Raw genomic sequence first — 19,184 nt, forward strand, 5'->3', positions numbered from 1 at the left:
CACACGCTAAAAGAGCTGCAAAAAGTGCAATTAATTTATACAACGAAATAAGATTACATTTATCTTTAGACTATAAAACACCTAATATGGTATATCAATTATCAGCGTAAATTCAATTTTAACCTGTATCCATATTTCAGGACTAGATATTTTAAAAGAACTCACGAAACAAGAAATATTTTCAGCTACAACTATAAAGGATTTGGATACATTAATCATAAATAACACGGATAAATTTGTCTCATTATTTAATTAAAAAAATAAAATATGAATTTATCAGGTAAAACAGCAATCGTAACAGGTTCAAACACAGGTATTGGATATGAAACCGCCTTGGATTTGTTCAAAAAAGGAGCAAAAGTATATATTGCTTGTCGTAATCAAGACAAAGCACTTAAAGCTATCCAAAAAATGGAGATTAACGGAGGAACAGGCGAATTAGTTTATGAACAGTTAGATTTGGCAAGTTTGAGTTCTGTGAAAGCATTTGCGGACAATGTGATACAAGCTGAATCAAGTCTCGATTTGTTGATTAACAATGCAGGAATAATGATTCCACCACAATCAAAAACTGAAGATGGTTTTGAAACTCAGTTCGGAGTAAACTTCGTTGGTCATTTTGCCCTTACGGGTCATCTTTTTAATTTATTAGAATCAACAAAGGGTTCGAGAGTTGTCACATTAAGTAGTATTGCTCATAGAGGTGCTGCTATCGATTTTGATAATTTCCGATTAGAGAAAGAGTATAATAATTGGAGAGAGTACGGACAAAGCAAATTTGCAGATATCATTTTTGCGCTAGAATTTAACAAACGATTGAAACTAAATGGGAGTCAAATCACATCTTTAGCTGCACACCCAGGATTTAGTAAAACAGATTTACAAGTACACATGGATAAGGATATGCTTGCGTCACTTGAACTAATGACTGCCAAAGAAGGTGCTCAACCTACATTAGCCGCTTGCTTGCGTGAAGATGTAAAGGGAGGACAATATTGGGGACCAGATGGTCATAATGAACAAAAAGGAAAACCAGCTATAGCAAAAATTGATGCAGCAGCTTTAGATGAAACCTTAAATGCTAAGCTATGGGATTGGGCTAAAGAAACAACAAAAGCAGATTTTCCTTTTTAAATAGTTTATACAACTAAATTGTATGATAAAAAAGCGCTAATAACCCTAATACTATTAAAAATGCCTATTCCAACAAGGTTAAAAACAATAAGCGAACTTCATCGATTCAACAACATATCTTCACCTAAACATCCATTGATTAGTCTGATAGATTATAGCGAAATAAAACCAACACCTATAAACAATGAATTAAAATGGGTTCAAGAATTTTATACGATTTCAGTAAAACGAAATGTTGTTGGTAAATATCGTTATGGTCAAGAATCATATGATTTTGATGAGGGATTAATGACTTTTTTTTCACCAGAGCAAGTAATTTCAGTCCAATTGATAGAAGAAGATTTGAATAATAGACCTTCAGGATGGATTTTAGCAATCCATCCTGATTTTCTATTTGGCACTTCTCTAGCGAAAGACATAAAAAAATATACGTTTTTGAATTATTCCGTTCGGGAAGCGCTTTTTTTATCTGAAAAGGAAGAAAATACAATCTTTGAAATACTTCAAAATATAAAGAGCGAATATCAAGCGAACCTAGACCAGTTCAGTCAACAAATCATAATAAGTCAATTAGAATTATTACTTAACTATGCTGAGAGATTTTATCAGCGTCAATTTTTGACACGTAAAAAATCCAATCACCAAATATTGGATAAATTGGAAATTCTATTGGAAGAATATTTTAAAGAAGATAGTGTTTTTGACAAAGGCTTGCCTACTGTTCAAGAAGTATCACAAAACTTAAATCTTACAACAGATTATTTAAGTACTATGCTAAAAAATTTAACAGGACAAACAACACAACAACATATTCACAATAAATTAATTGAAAAAGCCAAGATAAAGTTATCTACCACAAATTTGTCTGTAAGTGAAATTGCGTATGAATTGGGTTATGAACATTCACAATCATTCAACAAATTATTTAAATCCAAGACCAATCAAACGCCATTGGAATTTAGAGCTTCATTCAATTGAAGAAAAAAAACGAACGCACAACAACGTATATAATTTATTGCAAGTTCTAGCCTACTGACGAAAATCCTCGCGGATTTTCTATTCAGTTTTTATTTGCTAAATTACGTGCTAAACCACGCAACAAACCATATACAAAACCGCTGTGTACAAGTACAAAACAATAAATTTAATTATTATGAAAAATAGAATTTTAATAATTCTAGGGCTATTACTTTTGATTCAAAAAACACAAAGCCAAGATATTAAAATCACACTAGGAAAAACTGATTTTGATAATGCGAGCGTTTTATTAACAAATGGCAAAACTCTGCTTGGTGAAGTTCAAGATTTTAAATCACCAAATACTATTGAAATTGTTGGTAACCCGTTTAGCTTTACAATGTCAGCAACAGAAGAACTTGAAAAAGACTTAAATCTAAATCGTAAACAAATAAAATTCAGAAAAAGCAAGGATGATCAATATCAACTAATTCCTGCTGACTCTATCGATACGGTCCACTTTTTTGACGATGAACTCAACAAAAACCTCGAATTTAAGAGATTACAAATTGTAAGAAGCATTAACGGTAAAATTAATGAAACTAAACGCACAATATTCTTACCTGTTTTCAAAAAAGATTCTATTAATTTATATGGATACCATTTATATTCAAGTGGACAATATGCAACTACAATTTTCTACCTAAATAATCCAAAAGATAATCTTGCGGTTGCACCATACGATATGAGATTTAACGAAATATTTTCTGCACGAAAAAAACTTATTGAACGAATTGTTAGTTCGTACAAATTTGTTTCTGGGAATTGCCCAACTTTTCATAATTGGCTCGATAAAAAGTTTTATTCCCAAACAAGTGAAATTAATAGAGACGATTACAAAAAACTTCAAAAAGAAATAAAAAAGGGTAAAAAAAGTTTCAAATCCAAAGAAAAAAAACTAGAATTTGAAAGAGAAAAATGGACCGAATTTTATATTAAATCTTTTTCACCTGCCATAAAAAAATATAAGGAATTGTGTAAGTGATGACACCAGCAAACAACAAACGTGTAAAATTAGTTGCTTATCGCATATTCTATCAGTGATCTAATAGCTAAATTAGTAACTGAGCCAAATTATCATTAATGCAAGAAACCAAGAGAATCATAAGAAAAAAAGACGAAAACTATTTAGTTTTCGTCTTTAGGTTTAATGAATTCTGACTGGTACTTTTCTAAGAATTGCTTTTGTCTTGCAAGCATTTGTTGTCGTACTTTGTCAATATCCATAAAGTCTTTTCCAAAACTACTTCCAAAAAAATCATCATTAAAAAAGCGTTTGCTAAAAAGTGAATCTTGAGAGAAAATATCATTAAACCCTTCATTTTCAAAATGCGAAAAATTTCTAAAAAATCTTGATTTAAAAGTTTGCATTATACTATCTCTATCTGAAGGTGATAAATTATCAAACTTACTTTCGGAAGACCACGAATAAATGCTATCGTACCTTATTAGGTTTCCGTTTTCATCAAATTCTTTATCAACTTTCCAACTGCCTTTAGGCTCTTCTACAATATTACTTTCTGAATTTTTTAATTCTTCTTTCTGTGCTTTACCTTCTTGTCCGTTGCAACTAATACAGAATAAAGCAAACATTAATGATAACATTTGTTTTTTCATCATTTGACGTTTTAAGTTAAACTATTTAAAAATTATGTTTTAAACAACCCACCAGTTTCAGTCAGCTTTATTAACTTATTTTGGTGAATCACTTCTAAATTTCGTACACCACTTTTATACCAAACACATTCTAAATAACTATCATTATTAACCAAGCCAAAAAATGAATCTTTTTTGGGAACGTATCTCAGAACTTCCATTTTTGGTGCAGAAATTTTACCTTTTACTTTTACCCAATCACCAGGTTTAAATTTTCTTGGCATAACCATATCTATTTAAACAATTACTATAAACCATAGAGCAACAAGGCTGAAAAAATCAGCCTCGTTACTAGTGTTTTCATAAAAAGTGGTACAATTATTTGATTTCGATGCTTCTTACTGGCTTATTCTTTGCGTCTTCTCTCTTTGGCAGAAGAATACTTAAAATACCATCTTTATAAGTTGCATTAATATCTTCATCATTTACCGTTTCTGGTAAAGTGAACGTTCTTTTAAACGAAGAATAACCAAACTCCCTTCTTGTATATTTTTCGTCCTTTTTTTCACTTTCCTCTTTAGTCTCTAAAGAAATCGATAAAATTTCATTATCAAGATCGAGATGAAAATCTGATTTATTTAAACCAGGAACTGCCATATCTACTATAAAGGCGTCCGCTGTTTCCTTAATATTTACTTTTGGCAGCGTTATTCCTGTATTAAAATTTGAAGTAAATACAGATGGGAGATCTCTATTAAAAATATCATCTAACCACGTGGATAAAGTTGGGAAATTTGCATTTGAATTTGTGTTTGCTAAACTTCCGTTTTTAGGAACATTTACTAAATTGCTCATAATTAAAAAATTTAAATTAAACATTATTTCAAATTTGAAATCTTTGATGATTTCGTTATTAAAGTTTGCAAAAAAAATACCAAAATTAATAACTCATATTTTTAAACCATAAATTCCTAATAAGCATTAAAATTTCTGTCATATTTAAGAATAATTGTCATATTTTTCACTAATTAAGTGTCATCTTGACATTTTTATGATAGAAAGATCACTATAAAAACGGTAGTAAAGCTTGGCCTAAATTAAGATTACAATTAAAAATAAATCAGACTTTATTTTTTATTAAAAAATATACTAAATCATGATACAAAACATTAAACATGAAGTTATTGAACAATTAGAAAAAGAAATTCTTTTTGGATTTTACAATGCAAATGATTTATTAGAGACTATAAGTGATATGTTTTATAATGAGGAAAATTTTGATGAAAATTGGCTTAAAGATGAAATTGACACAAGATTAAAAAAGCATCAAAAAGAAAGTTTGAATTGGGCAAAACCAACAGATTTTGATCGACTAGTACTTGCTTTTGACTCCCTTATTAAAGACAAAATTATTGCGCTTCATAAAGCAGGATACACCAGACAAGATGGCGAAGGTGACTGTGCTGAAATTATAGAAGAACTAAATAACAACGGCATAAAAGTACTGGGATATTGCTATTATCACACCCAAGATTTAGAAAGAGCAATTGGAGATGAGCCAACACTTTTTATTGGTTATGATAGCTACAACCATAATGATGAACTCGCCATGGATGTTGCCAATAAAATTGTAAAGACTTTAGAGACTAATGGATTTAAAGTTAATTGGAATGGTTCATTAGAGACTAGAATTCAAATTTCAGCCATAAATTGGCAAAAAACGGTTGATAATATAGATTATAACTATTCTAGAGTTTTAGATATTTTGCAACCCAACATACCAATTGAAGATGATACAATACTGAATAGAAAGCGAAAACCTTTCTGGAAATTTTGGTAGATAACTGTCTATCTTCAAAAGAATTAAAGCTATATTACTTCTAACCTAAAACCTTTACTAACAATTCTTTAAGCAAGTCGCCTTGAGGCACTGCATTAGATCCAACACCTTTACTTTTTACATCAAATTCACGTAAAACGCCAATTACATAACTCACTTTTTTCATTGGATAATTTCTGGCTGCTTCTAAATACTCATTTACAAAATAAGGATTCACTTTTAAAGCAGACGCCACACTTCTAGGGTTTTTATCAGACATACCATGAAGATGCAATAATTGAGAAAAGAAACCGAATAGCAGTGAAACCGTAACAACCATAGGATTGTCCTTAGGGTTATCTGCAAAATACTTAGCAATTTGATGCGCTTTTACCACATTACGTTGTCCTACAGCTTTGCGTAACTCAAAATTGTTATAATCTTTACTAATCCCAATATTTTCTTCAATATGCTCTGGAGTAATTTGTGTGCCTTCTGGTAAAACAATTTTAAGCTTACTGAGCTCATTATCAATTTTACCTAAATCAGTTCCCAAAAACTCTACTAACATTTGTGCTGCTTTTGGTGAGATATTATAGTTCTGTCCTGCTAAAACCCGTCTAATCCAATCAGAGACTTGGTTTTCGTACATTTTTTTGCTTTCATAAACTACACCAACTTTATTAATGGCCTTATATAAAGCTTTTCGTTTATCTAGTTTTTTGTACTTATAATTAATAACTAAAACTGTTGAAGGTTGCGGATTAGTAGCATATTGTGCCAATTTTTCAATGGTTCTGCTTAAATCTTGGGCTTCTTTTACAATCACAACCTGGCGTTCTGCCATCATTGGGTAACGCTTGGCATTGCTCACAATATCATCGATGGTTACATCTCTTCCGTATAATACCATTTGGTTAAAGCCCTTCTCAGCCTCGTCGAGCACGTTGTCTTCAATATAATCTGAAACTTTATCAATATAATAAGCCTCCTCACCCATTAAAAAATAGATAGGTTTAAGGTCGCCTTTTTTTATCGCAGCTACTAATTGTTTTACTTCGTCCAAAAAATATATAAGTTCTAAGTTAATACCATAATTTCAGAACCAAATTCTAAAAGTGAATTTAAATATTTGGAATTTGAAATTTGTTCTTTGGATATTGGGTCTATGTGCTTAAATTTGACTAAAATTAGCTATTTAAGTGTTCCAAGAACTCAACTTTCCAAAGTTTGAATACCGTTTCAAAAGTACAGAAAATAAAGTTTCTATTTTTGATGTCATTCGGAAAAAATTCATCATTCTTCAACCTGAAGAATGGGTAAGACAACATTGTGTTCATTATTTAATTAATGACAAAAAATTCCCTAAATCATTGATTAATGTTGAAAAAGAATTGACTATAAACGGATTAAAGAAACGATACGATATTGTGATTTTTAATTCGGATGGAAGTATTTTTTTAATTGTAGAATGTAAATCGCACAATATAAAAATTGACCAAACCACTTTCGATCAAATTGCACGTTATAACTTAGTACTAAATGCAACGTATTTAATGGTTACTAATGGTTTAAATCATTATTATTGTGAAATGGATATGGAAAATGAACGCTATTCTTTTTTAAAAACGATTCCAGATTATAAATCTAATTAAATGCTTCAAAATAAAGATCTTGCTGTTGTAATTTTAAACTGGAATGGAAAAGCATTACTTGAGCAATTTCTTCCTTCTGTTATAAAGTATTCTGCTGATGCCGTTATTTATATGGCTGATAATAGTTCTACTGATGATTCTGTTGCTTTTGTTACAAAACAATTTCCTACAGTAAAAATAATTCAGAATTCAGAAAACGGTGGCTATGCTAAAGGTTATAATGATGCACTTAAACATGTTACCGAGCCTCTACTCTGCTTACTTAATAGTGATATAGAGGTGACGGAAAATTGGCTTCAACCTATTATTTCTGAATTTAATCGTGATATTAATACAGCCATTATTCAACCTAAAATATTAGATTATAAAAACAAATCTTATTTTGAATATGCTGGTGCAGCTGGTGGCTTTATAGATAAGTTTGGGTATCCTTATTGTCGAGGACGCATTTTTGACACTATTGAAGAAGATAACAATCAATATAACGACACTACAACTATATTTTGGGCATCTGGAGCATGTTTATTTATTAAAAATTCAGTTTTTAAAGAATTAAAGGGATTTGATGAATCTTATTTTGCACATGTAGAAGAGATTGATTTGTGTTGGCGTGCATTTAATAAAAATTATAAAACAAAATATGTTGGTACCTCAACCATTTATCATGTAGGTGGTGCAACTTTGAGTAATACTAACCCAAAAAAAACTTATCTCAATTTTAGAAATAGTTTGTTTACACTAGTAAAAAACACAGACTCTAATTTAGTTTTCAAAATTTTGTTTAGAATGCTACTGGATGGTGTTGCTGCTATTCGTTTTTTGTTTCAGCTAAAACCTTTATTTTTAGTAGCCATCTTTAAGGCACATATGTCTTTTTACTACAATTTACCTCATCTTTTAAAGCAGCGTAAACAACTCAATCAACGCTCAAATTATTACGAATGCAACTCAATTGTTTGGTCTTATTTTATAAAAAAAAGAACTCAGTTTTAATTCTTTGTAAAACTGTTAAAATTTATGTTAATCCATGTTCAACGCGCTTTAGTTTTCCATAATTTTGCTATGTTATAATTAACAATTAAAACTAAAATTCAATTATGAAAAAATTAATGTTATTAAGTGTATTTTCATTGGTATTTTTGGCATCTTGCGTGTCTAAGAAAGAGCATGTTGCACTACAAGAAAAATATCAAGAAACTCAAGATTTACTAAATACTGCGACCGTTAAATTAAATAGCTGTCTATCTGATAAGGCTGCTTCTATGGCTCGTGTAGAAACCATGAAAGATCAATTGGCTGATTTAAGAAAGTCAAATCAAGATTTAATTGATACCAAAGGAGATTTAACTATTTTAACTAAAAAAGGATCTGAAAACCTTGAAAAGTCTTTAGAGAGCTTAAAAGAACGTGATTTAAAAATTACGAGATTGCAAGACGCTTTAACTAAAAAGGATAGCGTTACACTTGCTATTGTTACCAGTCTTAAGAAAGCTGTAGGTATTAACGATCCAGACATTGAAATTAACGTTGAAAAAGGTGTAGTATTTATTTCTATCGCAGATAAATTATTATTTCAAAGTGGAAGCTATAACGTAACTACTAGAGCTAATGAAATTTTAGCTAAAGTGGCTAAAGTTATTAATAGCAAACCAGACTTTGAAGCTATGGTAGAATCTCATACAGATAACGTACCTTATAATAAACCTCCATTATTAGACAACTGGGATTTAAGTGTAAAACGTGCAACATCAGTTGTTAGAGTTTTAGAAAGCTTAAATGTTAATCCGCAACAATTAATCGCTGCTGGTCGTAGTTCTTATGTACCATTGGTAGAAAATGATACTGCGGAAAATAAAGCAAAAAACAGACGTACTCGTATTGTTGTAATGCCTAAAATTGACCAATTCTACGAAATGGTTGAAAATGAAATGAAAAACTTATCTGAAGGAAAATAATCCTTTTAGATTTTTTAAATAAGAAAACCCAATGCAAATGCATTGGGTTTTTTACTTGTTATTATTTTTTTACTTCAAATTATCATAAGACTTCACTAATCTAATAAACTCTGCTCTGTAACCGTCTACATCTTTACCTCTACCTTTTTCAGCTAGTTCAATGACTTTAGTTGTCGTTGCATTGTTGTAATATTTAGAATTTCTTAATTGCATACCAAATAATGCCACAGCTGCAGTAAAATTACTATCTATTGATGCTGCTGTAATTGTATCTTTCTGAATATGGACCATTTCAATGCTAGTATCTTCTTTTGGCTTTTTATATCTAAACTTTACAGTAAATAGTTCATCATCATAATTTTCTGTAGCTTTTGATGTTGTGTATTTCAAATCTGGTTTATTTTTTAGATAATCACTTTTAATACCAAGCGGAATAATTTCATATAAAGCAGTTACTGTATGTCCACTACCTAATTCACCAGCATCTTTGGTGTCATCAACAAAATCGGCGTCAGCCATTAATCTATTTTCATAACCAATAAGGCGATAAGCTTGTACTTTTTTAGGATTAAATTCTACTTGAATTTTTACATCCTTAGCAATTGTATAAAGTGTTCCACCAAATTCTTTTCCAAAGACTTTCTGTGCTTCTTGCATATTATCAATATAAGCATGGTTTCCGTTGCCTTTATCTGCTAAGGTTTCTAATTTTGAATCTTTATAATTACCATAACCAAAGCCTAAAACGGATAAAAACACACCAGATTTACGTTTCTCTTCTATTAAAGATTGCATATCATCGTCACTTGAAGCACCTACGTTAAAATCGCCATCGGTTGCTAAAATCACACGGTTGTTTCCATTATTTTTAAAATGCTTTTCAGCTAGTTTATAGGCCAATTTAATTCCTGCACCTCCAGCTGTAGAACCTCCTGAATTTAAATGATCTAAAGCTTCTAATATTTTCTCTTTTTGGTCCCCAGAAGTTGGTTCTAAAACCACACCTGCAGCACCAGCATAGACTACTATGGATACTTTATCTTTTTCGCGCAATTGATTTACCAATAGTTTAAAAGCACTTTTTAGCAGTGGTAATTTATTCTGAGAACCCATGGAGCCAGATACATCTATTAAAAAAGTTAAATTGGAAGCAGGAAGGATATCATTAGCATATGTTTTTCCCTGAAGACCTATTCTAACCAATTGTGTTTCTTTATACCAAGGTGTTTCTACAACTTCTGTATTTATAGAAAACGGATGCTCATCTATAGGTTGTGGATAATTATAGTTAAAATAATTCACCATTTCTTCAAGTTTCACCGCATTTGGCGGAACAGTTTCTCCATTATTAATCATGCGTCTTACGTTAGAATAACTTGCTTTATCTACATCAATTGAAAATGTAGATAATGGAGTTTGACTTGAATACTTAAATGGATTTTCATGAATTTTAGCGTAGTGTTCTTGATTAACAGGATTGTGATTTCCTTTTTTTGTGGTAATTAGTATTACACCTCCAGCACCTCTGTTACCGTAAATAGAAGTCGCACCAGCATCTTTTAAAACAGACATTTTAGCAATATCTCTTTTTTTTAAACTTCGGAAATTTGCTTCATCTACTGGTACACCATCTATAATGAATAATGGCTCAACATCTTTAGTAAGTGAATTTCTGCCTCGAATGATAATTGTGGCGCTCTGACCTGGCTGACCAGAACCAGTAGCTACATTTACTCCTGCTGCTTGCCCTGATAAAATTTGAGAATAATTATCTTTTTTCTTAGTTTTTGTTTTTTCGGAATTAACAACTGAAACAGAACCTGTTGAAATCCTTCGATTATGAGTACCATAGCCAACTGTTACCACCTCGTCTAAAGTAGAATTATCAATTTGCATTATCACATCAATGACTAAGGCATCATTAACTTTTTTAGATATTTTTTTATATCCTAAGTAGCTAAATAGTAAAACATCGTCTGCACTAACCTTTATAGAATATTTACCTTCTAGATTGGTTAAAGTCCCTTGAGAAGTGCCTTTAATAATTACATTGACTCCTTGTAATGGTATACCGTCAAAATCTGCGGTTACAGTTCCTGTAATAGTTTTTTCTTGAGCCTGTATCTGCCAAGACGACAATACAAGACATAGCATAAGTACTAGATTTTTCATAATAGTTGATTTATAAGTTTGTGTAAACCTATAAACAAATACTATGATTTAAAATCTATAATGAGTAAAGCATGTCGTTGAATGAGTTAACGACCTAAAACTACTTTAATCGTTTTTTTACGTTGAATTTTACCATTTACTGTTTCAGAAAATTTATCTATTGTATAGATTTTCTTTGGAATTTCAAATTTATTTAATGTCTTTAAGTCCTGTATTACCTTGAGAATATCAGAAGTAGAATCTGTTGGATTTTCAACTATAAGAATTAGTTTTTCTCCAAGAGTAGCATCCTCTTCGCCTCCAATAATAAAACGTTGTTTAATAACGGGTTGTAACTTATCTTCAATTTGTTCTGGAAATAATTTTACACCTCCAGAATTGACAACATTATCAAAACGACCTAATAGTTCAAAACTTGTAGCAGATTTTAATTCTACTATATCATTAGTAATTAGTGTCTCTTTAACTAATTTTGGCGCCTTAATCACTAAACATTTTCTATCGTCTTGAGCAAAAGTTACATGCTCTAAGGCATTAAAAAACTGCTCTCTTTTTCCTGATTTAGATTCTAAAGCTCTTACGGCAACATGCGTTACGGTTTCAGTCATACCATATGTTTCATAGAACTTAGCATCACACTCTTTAATTTTTTCTATTAAAGGTTTTGTTACTTTAGATCCACCAACAATAATGGTTTTTATATTATGAATATAATTAATAGAATGCTTTAATTGCAATGGAATCATAGCACAGAAATCATACGTTTTCTCATAATCGAAAGCAGGATAAGCAGCTGGCTCAACAAAGTCTATTTCTAAACCCAAAACTAAAGCACGTATAAACATCATTTTACCTGCAATAAAATGACTCGGCAAACAATGTAAAGCCGTATTTCCTGGCTCTAAACCAAAGAAATTACCTGTTGCAATAGCAGAATTAACCATCGCTTGTTTCTTTAATTTTATTTGCTTTGGTTTCCCAGTAGATCCAGAAGTTGTAACATACAAATGATCTTCTTTATTTAACCAATCGATTAAAAAATCGCCTGTTACTTTTTCGTAGGCTTTGCCTTCTTTTATTAAACTATAAGCTACTTCCTTTAATTCATCATGATTAAAATGAAGTCCATTAAACTTAAAACGATTATGTACTTTGTCGTATGTTGGTGTCATATTACTACTCTATTATTTTATAATCTTCTTTTGGTGGCTCTGTTACTTTTCCAAATAATTTATCTTTCCAATTGCTCCATCCATATTTTTTTGAAAGGATGAATAACATTAAAGGATAAACAATAAGTACTGGTAATATAATTTGAATTGCGCCTAATTCGGGCTCAGAAGTATCTTTAAAAATGGCATCGGTTTGCAAAGCTGTCCAATCTGCTGTCACCAATAAAGAAGCTAAAAGATTATTACCTAAATGAAAACCTAAAGCTAATTCTAACCCTTCATCCATTAATGTCATAATACCTAACAGCAAGCCTGTACCAATATAGAAAATCATCATTTGCCAAAATCCTATTGCTGCTACCTCTGGATTTGCACTATGGGCAATACCAAATAAAACTGAAGTTAAAATTAATGGAAACCATTTATTCTTTACTAAAATGCCCACTTGTTGCATTAAATATCCCCTAAACAAATATTCTTCTAATGCTATTTGAAAAGGAAATAATAGAATACTAATTATAAAAAGCACCGCAAATTTAACAGGATTAAACTGAAATATAATATTTGATGAATCTATTGAATACATTACAAAAAAAGAACCGATTGTATAAAACGAAATCATTAAAAAGGAAAACAATACACGTTTAAAATCTACTTTTGATCGCGTTGTTGTTAATGATAATATACTGCGCTGGTGAACATATTTTACCAAAACAAACAAGAGTCCTAATAAAAAGGCAAAAGGCAAAAGATTCATTACTAAAGAAATATTTGCCGGAATCTTCTTCATTAATTCGTAAGCCATATCCAAATCTGCAGGATCAGCTATTAAATAATAAATAAAATTGCCAATAAATATACCTGCAATTAAAAAAGTAGTCAATATAAACATCCAAAGTTCGCGTTGCCCTTTGTAAGCTTGTTGTATGTAATTCATGCTTATAAATTAAATTTCCAATTCTCTAATAAATCGTAGTGCAAAGTACCATTTTTTACTTTTAGTGGCGAAAGAAAATTGTTAGTAAATAAACTTCCGGTCCCTAAACCTTGTGGCATTTTATTTTCCAATGTATAAGTCCATTGTGCTATAGCATTTAAGCCAATATTACTTTCTAGTGCACTTGTAATCCACCACTTAATGTTTAAGTTTTCCGCAAAATTAATCCATTCTGTACTTCCACTGAATCCGCCAACCAAACTTGGTTTTAAAATAATATACTGTGGTTTTAATATTTGAAGTAATTTTTGCTTCTTCTCTTTAGAAAAAACGCCAATCAATTCCTCATCGAGGGCAATTGGCAATGGTGTAATTTCACATAGCTTTGCCATAACGTCAAATTGATTTGGCTTTATGGGCTGTTCTATGGAATGTAACTGATATTCTGAAAGTCGTTTTAATTTTTCTAAAGCGTCTTCAGGTGAAAAAGCTCCATTAGCATCGACCCGTAATTCTATATCTGAAACAGAAAATTCTTTACGTATAGATTTTAAAATATCGAGTTCCGTTTGAAAGTCTATCGCACCAATTTTTAATTTAATACAATCAAAACCTCCATTAATTTTTTCTTTGATTTGAGTACGCATAAAATCTTCATCACCCATCCAAACCAAACCGTTAATAGGAATAGCATCTTTGCCATTAGTAAAATCTGAAGGAAATAATTGAAACTGATCTACGCTATTTAAAGATTTAAAAGCAGTTTCTAAGCCAAATTGAATACTTGGAAACTCCACAAGTTCTGCTAGCAATACATCTAAACCTAGATTTATATTATTGCAAGTCCATTTTAATTTCGCTTCATAATCTGGCCTATCGTCAATAGATAAGCCTCTTAAAATACCACACTCACCTACTCCCTTTTTATTTTCGTTTTCTAATTTAATAAACCATGTTTCCTTAGTGGTCATTACACCTCTAGATGTGCCACTTGGTTGTTTAAAATTAAGAATATATTTATGATAATTTGCTTTCATACAAGGCGCCAAAAACAGATAATAATTGCGGTTTACATTATGAGGTTAGATACAGTTCTTTTAACACATATTATTACTACTAACGACGTTTTTTTTTAGATCTATGCTTCTTTTTTCTACTAGAACTATTTGAATAATTTGATGAAGTAGCAGGAACCGCATCATCAAATGTATTTTTCACCTCTCTAAGATTCACACTTTTCCAGCCTTTATTATCTTTTTTATCTTCTGGTAATAAGCGTTCTACTAAATCTTTTCTACCTACTTTATTTAAGGTTTTTTTAATCCAATCTTTATTTTCCTTTTTATACCAAAAGAAGAATCGGTGTTGCTCTTCTTTTTCCTTCTTAGACTTCGGTGTTTTAGTAGGTTTTAAGGTGTATGGATGATAACCACTGTAATAAATCACAGTAGCAACCGTCATTGGTGTAGGTGTAAATCCTTGTACTTGTTCTAACTGAAAGCCCATATCTTTAGTTTCAGCTGCAAGATTTGCCATATCCTCTACTTCGCAAGCAGGATGATTTGAAATAAAGTAAGGAATCAATTGAAGATTCAGATTCTTCTTAATATTGATTTTATCGAAACGTTCTTTAAACTTATGAAAATACTTAAATGATGGTTTACGCATTAGCTTTAAAACAGGATCAGAAGTATGTTCTGGTGCTACTTTTAAACGTCCAGATATATGCTTAGTCATCACTTCTTCCGTGTAATCATCTAATTCTTTAGGGTCCGCATTTTTATTAAATTCTGGCACTAACATATCATGTCTAATACCACTACCAATAAATGATTTTTTAATTTTAGGATGCTTATCTACAGCCTGATATAATTCGGTTAAAGGTTTGTGAGACGTATCTAAATTACTACAAATTACAGGCGAAATACATGAAGGTGCCACGCATTTATCGCAAATAGATTGCACTTTCCCTTTCATCTTATACATATTGGCTGATGGTCCTCCAATATCTGACAAATAACCTTTAAAATCTGGCATATTTGCCACTTTATCAACCTCTCTTAAAACGGATTCTTGACTACGACTAGCTATAAATTTTCCTTGATGAGCAGAAATAGTACAAAAACTACAACCTCCAAAACATCCACGATGTATGTTAATTGAAAACTTAATCATTTCGAACGCAGGAATTGGTCCACGCTTATTATATTTTGGATGCGGTAATCTTGTGTAAGGTAAATCGAAAGAGGCATCAATTTCTTCTTCAAGCATAGTGGGAAACGGTGGATTAATTACCAATTTCCTATTATTTATACTTTGTAAAATTCTATTTGCATTTAACTTATTAGATTCTTGCTCAATTACTTTAAAATTAGACGCAAATTTCTTTTTATCACTCAAACAAACTTCATGAGATTGAATCTCTACATCATTCCAATTTTTATTCTTTGGAAGCGCTTCATCTTTATCTAATAAAAAGGCAGTTTGTTTAATTGTTTTTAAACTTGAGAATGGCACTCCTTTTTGCAATAATTCTACAACTTCTCTCAAGGGTTGTTCACCCATGCCATAGACCAACATATCTGCTTTAGAGGTTTCTAAAATGCTAGGCATTAGTTTATCACTCCAATAGTCATAATGTGTAACACGACGCAATGAGGCTTCAATTCCACCTATTAAAACAGGGACGTCTGGAAATTTCTCTTTTAAAATATTTGAATAAACAGAAGTCGCATAATCTGGTCTAAATCCTTTATCACCATTTGGTGTATAGGCATCTTTATCTCTACGTTTTTTACTTGCTGTATAATTGCTCACCATTGGGTCCATACAACCACCTGTGACTCCAAAAAATAATTTTGGTGTTCCAAGCTTCGTAAAATCTTGCAGATTATCGTTTACGCTAGGCTGTGGCACTATAGCAACCTTTAGTCCATAACTTTCTAAAATACGACCAATAACTGCTGGTCCAAAAGATGGATGATCTACATAAGCGTCACCACTAAACAGTATAACATCTAGCTCTTCCCAACCGCGAAGTTTCACTTCTTTGTTAGTAGTAGGTAACCAATCTGTAAGTTTATTAATTTTCATAGTGCTGCAAAGATACGCTTAAATTCGTTTTACAAATTTATAGTGAAATAACTGAACGATATTTTAATCGATAAATTACTTATTTGGTAGCATTAACATTTAAAGTCCAAATTAAAGCTTTCTCTTTCGTTGCTCTAAAAATGGTGTTATGCTGTTCATTTGGCTCATCAGAATATTTCCAAATTAATTTACTTGACGCACTCTTTCTTAATGTTTTAGCAAGGCTATTTGTATGAGTAGAAATATCTTTAGCATCTGAACCCGCAAACCAAAGTTTAGTTGTTTTAGATGGTTCGTTTTCCAAATACTTTTTTGCATTGCGTTCTAAATAATGGTTATTCCACCATAAGGAAGGATCCATAGCTATATAAAAATCAAAAATATTAGGGTCTACAAAAAAGGTTTCAATAACAAAAAGTCCTGCTAAAGATTCTCCAATTATACCTTTCTTATTAGTTGTTTTATATCTTTTATTTATTTCAGGCATTAACTCGTCTGTAATAAAAGCTCTAAATGTTTTTGCTCCATCTGTCAATGGACAATATTCTTCATCTTCCTTAACTTCAGAAAATCCTGATAAATCTTTACGTCTATCTATGTTTTCAATACCAACGAGAATCATAGGAGCAATTTCTTTGCTCTCAACTAATTTAGCAATTGTATTTGCTATATGAGGAAAATCTTCTTGAACTACTCCTCCATCTGGCATATACATAACTGGCAAAGCCTCATTATTTGTTTTATAATTTGGAGGTGTCCATACGTTTATAACTCTCGTTTCTTCTAGAAGATTAGATTCAATAGTAAAGTTATCATGTACTGGAATTGGGTCATTATATTGTGCATCTTGTTTACAACTCAGCATAATGATAGCGAATACTAAAACGGCTAAACTTCTATTCATTTTTTAATTTTTGATGGATTAATAACTAATTGTTACGACTTCGTTAAAAACTATAGTTCCATACTCTCACCTATTTCTAACAACATTAAATCTTTTCCTTTATCGAAAAATTTACGTTTGGCTTCGTCATGATTAATTTCAATATAACCAAAGGTATCAAAGTGATAGCCTAAGATCTTGTCGCATGCTATAAAATCACTTGCAAGGATAGCATCATCGATTCCCATCGTAAAATTATCTCCAATAGGTAAAATGGCTAAATCGAGTTCGGTTTGCATTGGAATGAGCTTCATATCCATGGTTAAAGCCGTATCTCCAGCAATGTAGATGGTTTTATGTTCACCTTCAATAATAAATCCGCCAGGTTGACCACCATAACTACCATCAGGAAATGAAGATGTGTGTATAGCATTAACGTATTTAAGATTCCCGAATTCAAAATCCCAAGAACCACCATGATTCATTGGATGACCTTCTAAATCTTTATTTTGGAAATAAGTTACAATCTCATAATTAGATACAATAACAGCTCCTGTGCGCTTAGCAATAACTTCAACATCTAAAATATGATCTTGATGTGCATGTGTCACCAAAATATAATCGGCCTTTAGTGTATTGATATCAATACCAGAAGCTTTTTCGTTTCCTGTAATAAAAGGATCGACTAAAATATAAATATCTTTAATTTGAATACCTAAACTGGCATGGCCGTAGAATGTAATCTTCATGTTTTAAAATTTTAAAAAGGAATAACAATGTTTAAAATTAATACAAAATATAACCAACTCCTAAAAGGAGTGCAAACAGAAAAGTTGAAAGTGCTAAAACCTTTAACTGATTATCAAAATCATTAGGTTCTACAGCTGCTTTTATCTTTTTAACATGAATTATTAAAGATATAAAAGCAATGATATACATAAAATTGTATGGCTCTACATAATATAATATTGAGAATATTACAGTAATTATCATCGCAATAATGATAAGAGCGAAATGATATTTTTTAGCACGTACTAAGCCTAATTTAACTGCTAATGTTATTTTCCCGGCATTAGTATCGGATTGGATATCTCGCATATTGTTTAAATTTAAAACACCTACACTAAGAAGACCTAATGCTATTGCCGGAAGAATAATGACATGATCTAAAGTATGCATGTAAAGAAAGTAACTTCCCATAGTACTAACTAATCCAAAAAATATAAAAACAAATAAATCACCTAATGCACGATAACCATAAGGCGAATCTCCCATGGTATAATTTAAAGCCGCAAATATTGAAAAACCTCCAAGCACTATAAAAAGCAATATGTATAAAAAATTACCTGTTCCAAAAGCTGTCCATAATAACGCCAATGTAAAAGCAATAATAATTAGCACATTAAGCTTTATGGCTTCATACATTTCTTCTGGTGTAATCTCACCACTTTGTATTGCTCGCTGAGGACCAACACGCTCTTCATTGTCTGTTCCCTTTACTCCATCACCATAATCATTGGCTAAATTAGATAATACTTGTAGGCTAATTGTGGTTAATATAGCCAATACTAAAACCCACAAATTAAAATGACCATTGTAATAAGCAAAACAACTTCCTAGAATTATTCCGGATACAGAAAGTGGTAATGTTCTTAAGCGCATGGCAGAAAGCCACGGTTTAATTTTCTTCATTTAAACTTAATTAAAGTACTATTTGATGCTTTTTCTATTTGCTAAAAAAATATGAAAGA

At 31.1% G+C, this 19,184-nt stretch carries 19 protein-coding genes; 7 read left to right on the forward strand and 12 right to left on the reverse strand.

From position 1 onward, the window contains the following. Positions 1–267 precede the first annotated feature (267 nt). The 3 genes from DFQ10_RS16990 to DFQ10_RS17000 all read left to right on the forward strand — a co-directional run bounded on the left by DFQ10_RS16990 (position 268) and on the right by DFQ10_RS17000 (position 3,136). Complete coding sequence (locus tag DFQ10_RS16990; RefSeq protein WP_115818647.1) at positions 268–1,134, forward strand: oxidoreductase; 867 nt, start codon at positions 268–270, stop codon at positions 1,132–1,134. A gap of 60 nt (positions 1,135–1,194) precedes the next feature. Next, entirely contained in the window at positions 1,195–2,112 is a 918-nt protein-coding gene (locus DFQ10_RS16995) for a helix-turn-helix domain-containing protein (RefSeq protein WP_115818782.1), read from the forward strand. 175 nt (positions 2,113–2,287) lie between these two features. Next, entirely contained in the window at positions 2,288–3,136 is an 849-nt protein-coding gene (locus tag DFQ10_RS17000; protein WP_115818648.1) for a hypothetical protein, read from the forward strand. Between the two features lie 143 nt (positions 3,137–3,279). Here the strand turns inward: DFQ10_RS17000 and DFQ10_RS17005 are convergent, their stop codons facing one another. The 3 genes from DFQ10_RS17005 to DFQ10_RS17015 all read right to left on the reverse strand — a co-directional run bounded on the left by DFQ10_RS17005 (position 3,280) and on the right by DFQ10_RS17015 (position 4,602). Beyond that, on the reverse strand, positions 3,280–3,771 hold the full coding sequence (locus DFQ10_RS17005) for a hypothetical protein (RefSeq protein WP_147299242.1): 492 nt from the start codon (positions 3,769–3,771) through the stop codon (positions 3,280–3,282). Positions 3,772–3,800: 29 nt separating this feature from the next. Then, on the reverse strand, positions 3,801–4,031 hold the full coding sequence (locus tag DFQ10_RS17010) for a hypothetical protein (RefSeq protein ID WP_115818783.1): 231 nt from the start codon (positions 4,029–4,031) through the stop codon (positions 3,801–3,803). A gap of 94 nt (positions 4,032–4,125) precedes the next feature. Then, positions 4,126–4,602 carry an Hsp20/alpha crystallin family protein gene (locus tag DFQ10_RS17015; protein ID WP_115818784.1) on the reverse strand — a complete coding sequence of 159 codons (477 nt, stop codon included), beginning with the start codon at positions 4,600–4,602 and terminating at the stop codon, positions 4,126–4,128. Between the two features lie 301 nt (positions 4,603–4,903). Between DFQ10_RS17015 and DFQ10_RS17020 the strand changes: the two genes are divergently transcribed. After that, positions 4,904–5,587, forward strand: coding sequence for a DUF6891 domain-containing protein (locus DFQ10_RS17020; protein WP_115818650.1), 684 nt, complete (start codon positions 4,904–4,906; stop codon positions 5,585–5,587). 40 nt (positions 5,588–5,627) lie between these two features. Here DFQ10_RS17020 and holA read toward each other — a convergent pair whose 3' ends face one another. Continuing rightward, entirely contained in the window at positions 5,628–6,632 is a 1,005-nt protein-coding gene (holA, locus tag DFQ10_RS17025; protein WP_115818651.1) for a DNA polymerase III subunit delta, read from the reverse strand. Positions 6,633–6,768: 136 nt separating this feature from the next. Here holA and DFQ10_RS17030 point away from each other — a divergent pair, with 136 nt between their 5' ends. From DFQ10_RS17030 to DFQ10_RS17040, 3 genes are all read left to right on the forward strand, one after another. Next, positions 6,769–7,221 (forward strand): type I restriction enzyme HsdR N-terminal domain-containing protein, encoded by a 453-nt coding sequence (locus tag DFQ10_RS17030; protein ID WP_115818652.1) that lies wholly within the window; start codon positions 6,769–6,771, stop codon positions 7,219–7,221. Further along, a complete protein-coding gene (locus DFQ10_RS17035) occupies positions 7,222–8,214 on the forward strand; it encodes a glycosyltransferase family 2 protein (RefSeq protein WP_115818653.1) in 993 nt (330 codons plus the stop codon). It begins immediately after the preceding gene. A 104-nt stretch (positions 8,215–8,318) separates the two neighbouring features. Next, on the forward strand, positions 8,319–9,176 hold the full coding sequence (locus DFQ10_RS17040; RefSeq protein ID WP_115818654.1) for an OmpA/MotB family protein: 858 nt from the start codon (positions 8,319–8,321) through the stop codon (positions 9,174–9,176). A gap of 69 nt (positions 9,177–9,245) precedes the next feature. On the opposite strand, the gene DFQ10_RS17045 is transcribed toward DFQ10_RS17040, so the two are convergent. From DFQ10_RS17045 to menA, 8 genes are all read right to left on the reverse strand, one after another. Next, complete coding sequence (locus tag DFQ10_RS17045) at positions 9,246–11,348, reverse strand: VWA domain-containing protein (RefSeq protein ID WP_115818655.1); 2,103 nt, start codon at positions 11,346–11,348, stop codon at positions 9,246–9,248. 86 nt (positions 11,349–11,434) lie between these two features. Next, complete coding sequence (locus DFQ10_RS17050) at positions 11,435–12,520, reverse strand: AMP-binding protein (RefSeq protein ID WP_115818656.1); 1,086 nt, start codon at positions 12,518–12,520, stop codon at positions 11,435–11,437. Positions 12,521–12,524: 4 nt separating this feature from the next. After that, entirely contained in the window at positions 12,525–13,457 is a 933-nt protein-coding gene (locus DFQ10_RS17055; RefSeq protein WP_115818657.1) for a CPBP family intramembrane glutamic endopeptidase, read from the reverse strand. Between the two features lie 2 nt (positions 13,458–13,459). Then, on the reverse strand, positions 13,460–14,494 hold the full coding sequence (locus DFQ10_RS17060) for an o-succinylbenzoate synthase (protein WP_115818658.1): 1,035 nt from the start codon (positions 14,492–14,494) through the stop codon (positions 13,460–13,462). A 79-nt stretch (positions 14,495–14,573) separates the two neighbouring features. After that, positions 14,574–16,550, reverse strand: a complete 1,977-nt coding sequence (locus tag DFQ10_RS17065; RefSeq protein ID WP_115818659.1) for a YgiQ family radical SAM protein — start codon at positions 16,548–16,550, stop codon at positions 14,574–14,576. Between the two features lie 79 nt (positions 16,551–16,629). After that, positions 16,630–17,454 (reverse strand): alpha/beta hydrolase, encoded by an 825-nt coding sequence (locus tag DFQ10_RS17070; RefSeq protein WP_115818660.1) that lies wholly within the window; start codon positions 17,452–17,454, stop codon positions 16,630–16,632. A 50-nt stretch (positions 17,455–17,504) separates the two neighbouring features. After that, positions 17,505–18,182: a metal-dependent hydrolase gene (locus DFQ10_RS17075; protein ID WP_115818661.1), complete on the reverse strand. Its 678-nt coding sequence runs from the start codon at positions 18,180–18,182 to the stop codon at positions 17,505–17,507. A 37-nt stretch (positions 18,183–18,219) separates the two neighbouring features. Beyond that, positions 18,220–19,125 (reverse strand): 1,4-dihydroxy-2-naphthoate octaprenyltransferase, encoded by a 906-nt coding sequence (menA, locus tag DFQ10_RS17080; protein WP_115818662.1) that lies wholly within the window; start codon positions 19,123–19,125, stop codon positions 18,220–18,222. Between the last annotated feature and the right edge of the window lie 59 nt (positions 19,126–19,184).

This window comes from Winogradskyella eximia (assembly GCF_003386165.1).
In the GTDB taxonomy this organism is placed as follows: Bacteria; Bacteroidota; Bacteroidia; order Flavobacteriales; family Flavobacteriaceae; genus Winogradskyella; species Winogradskyella eximia.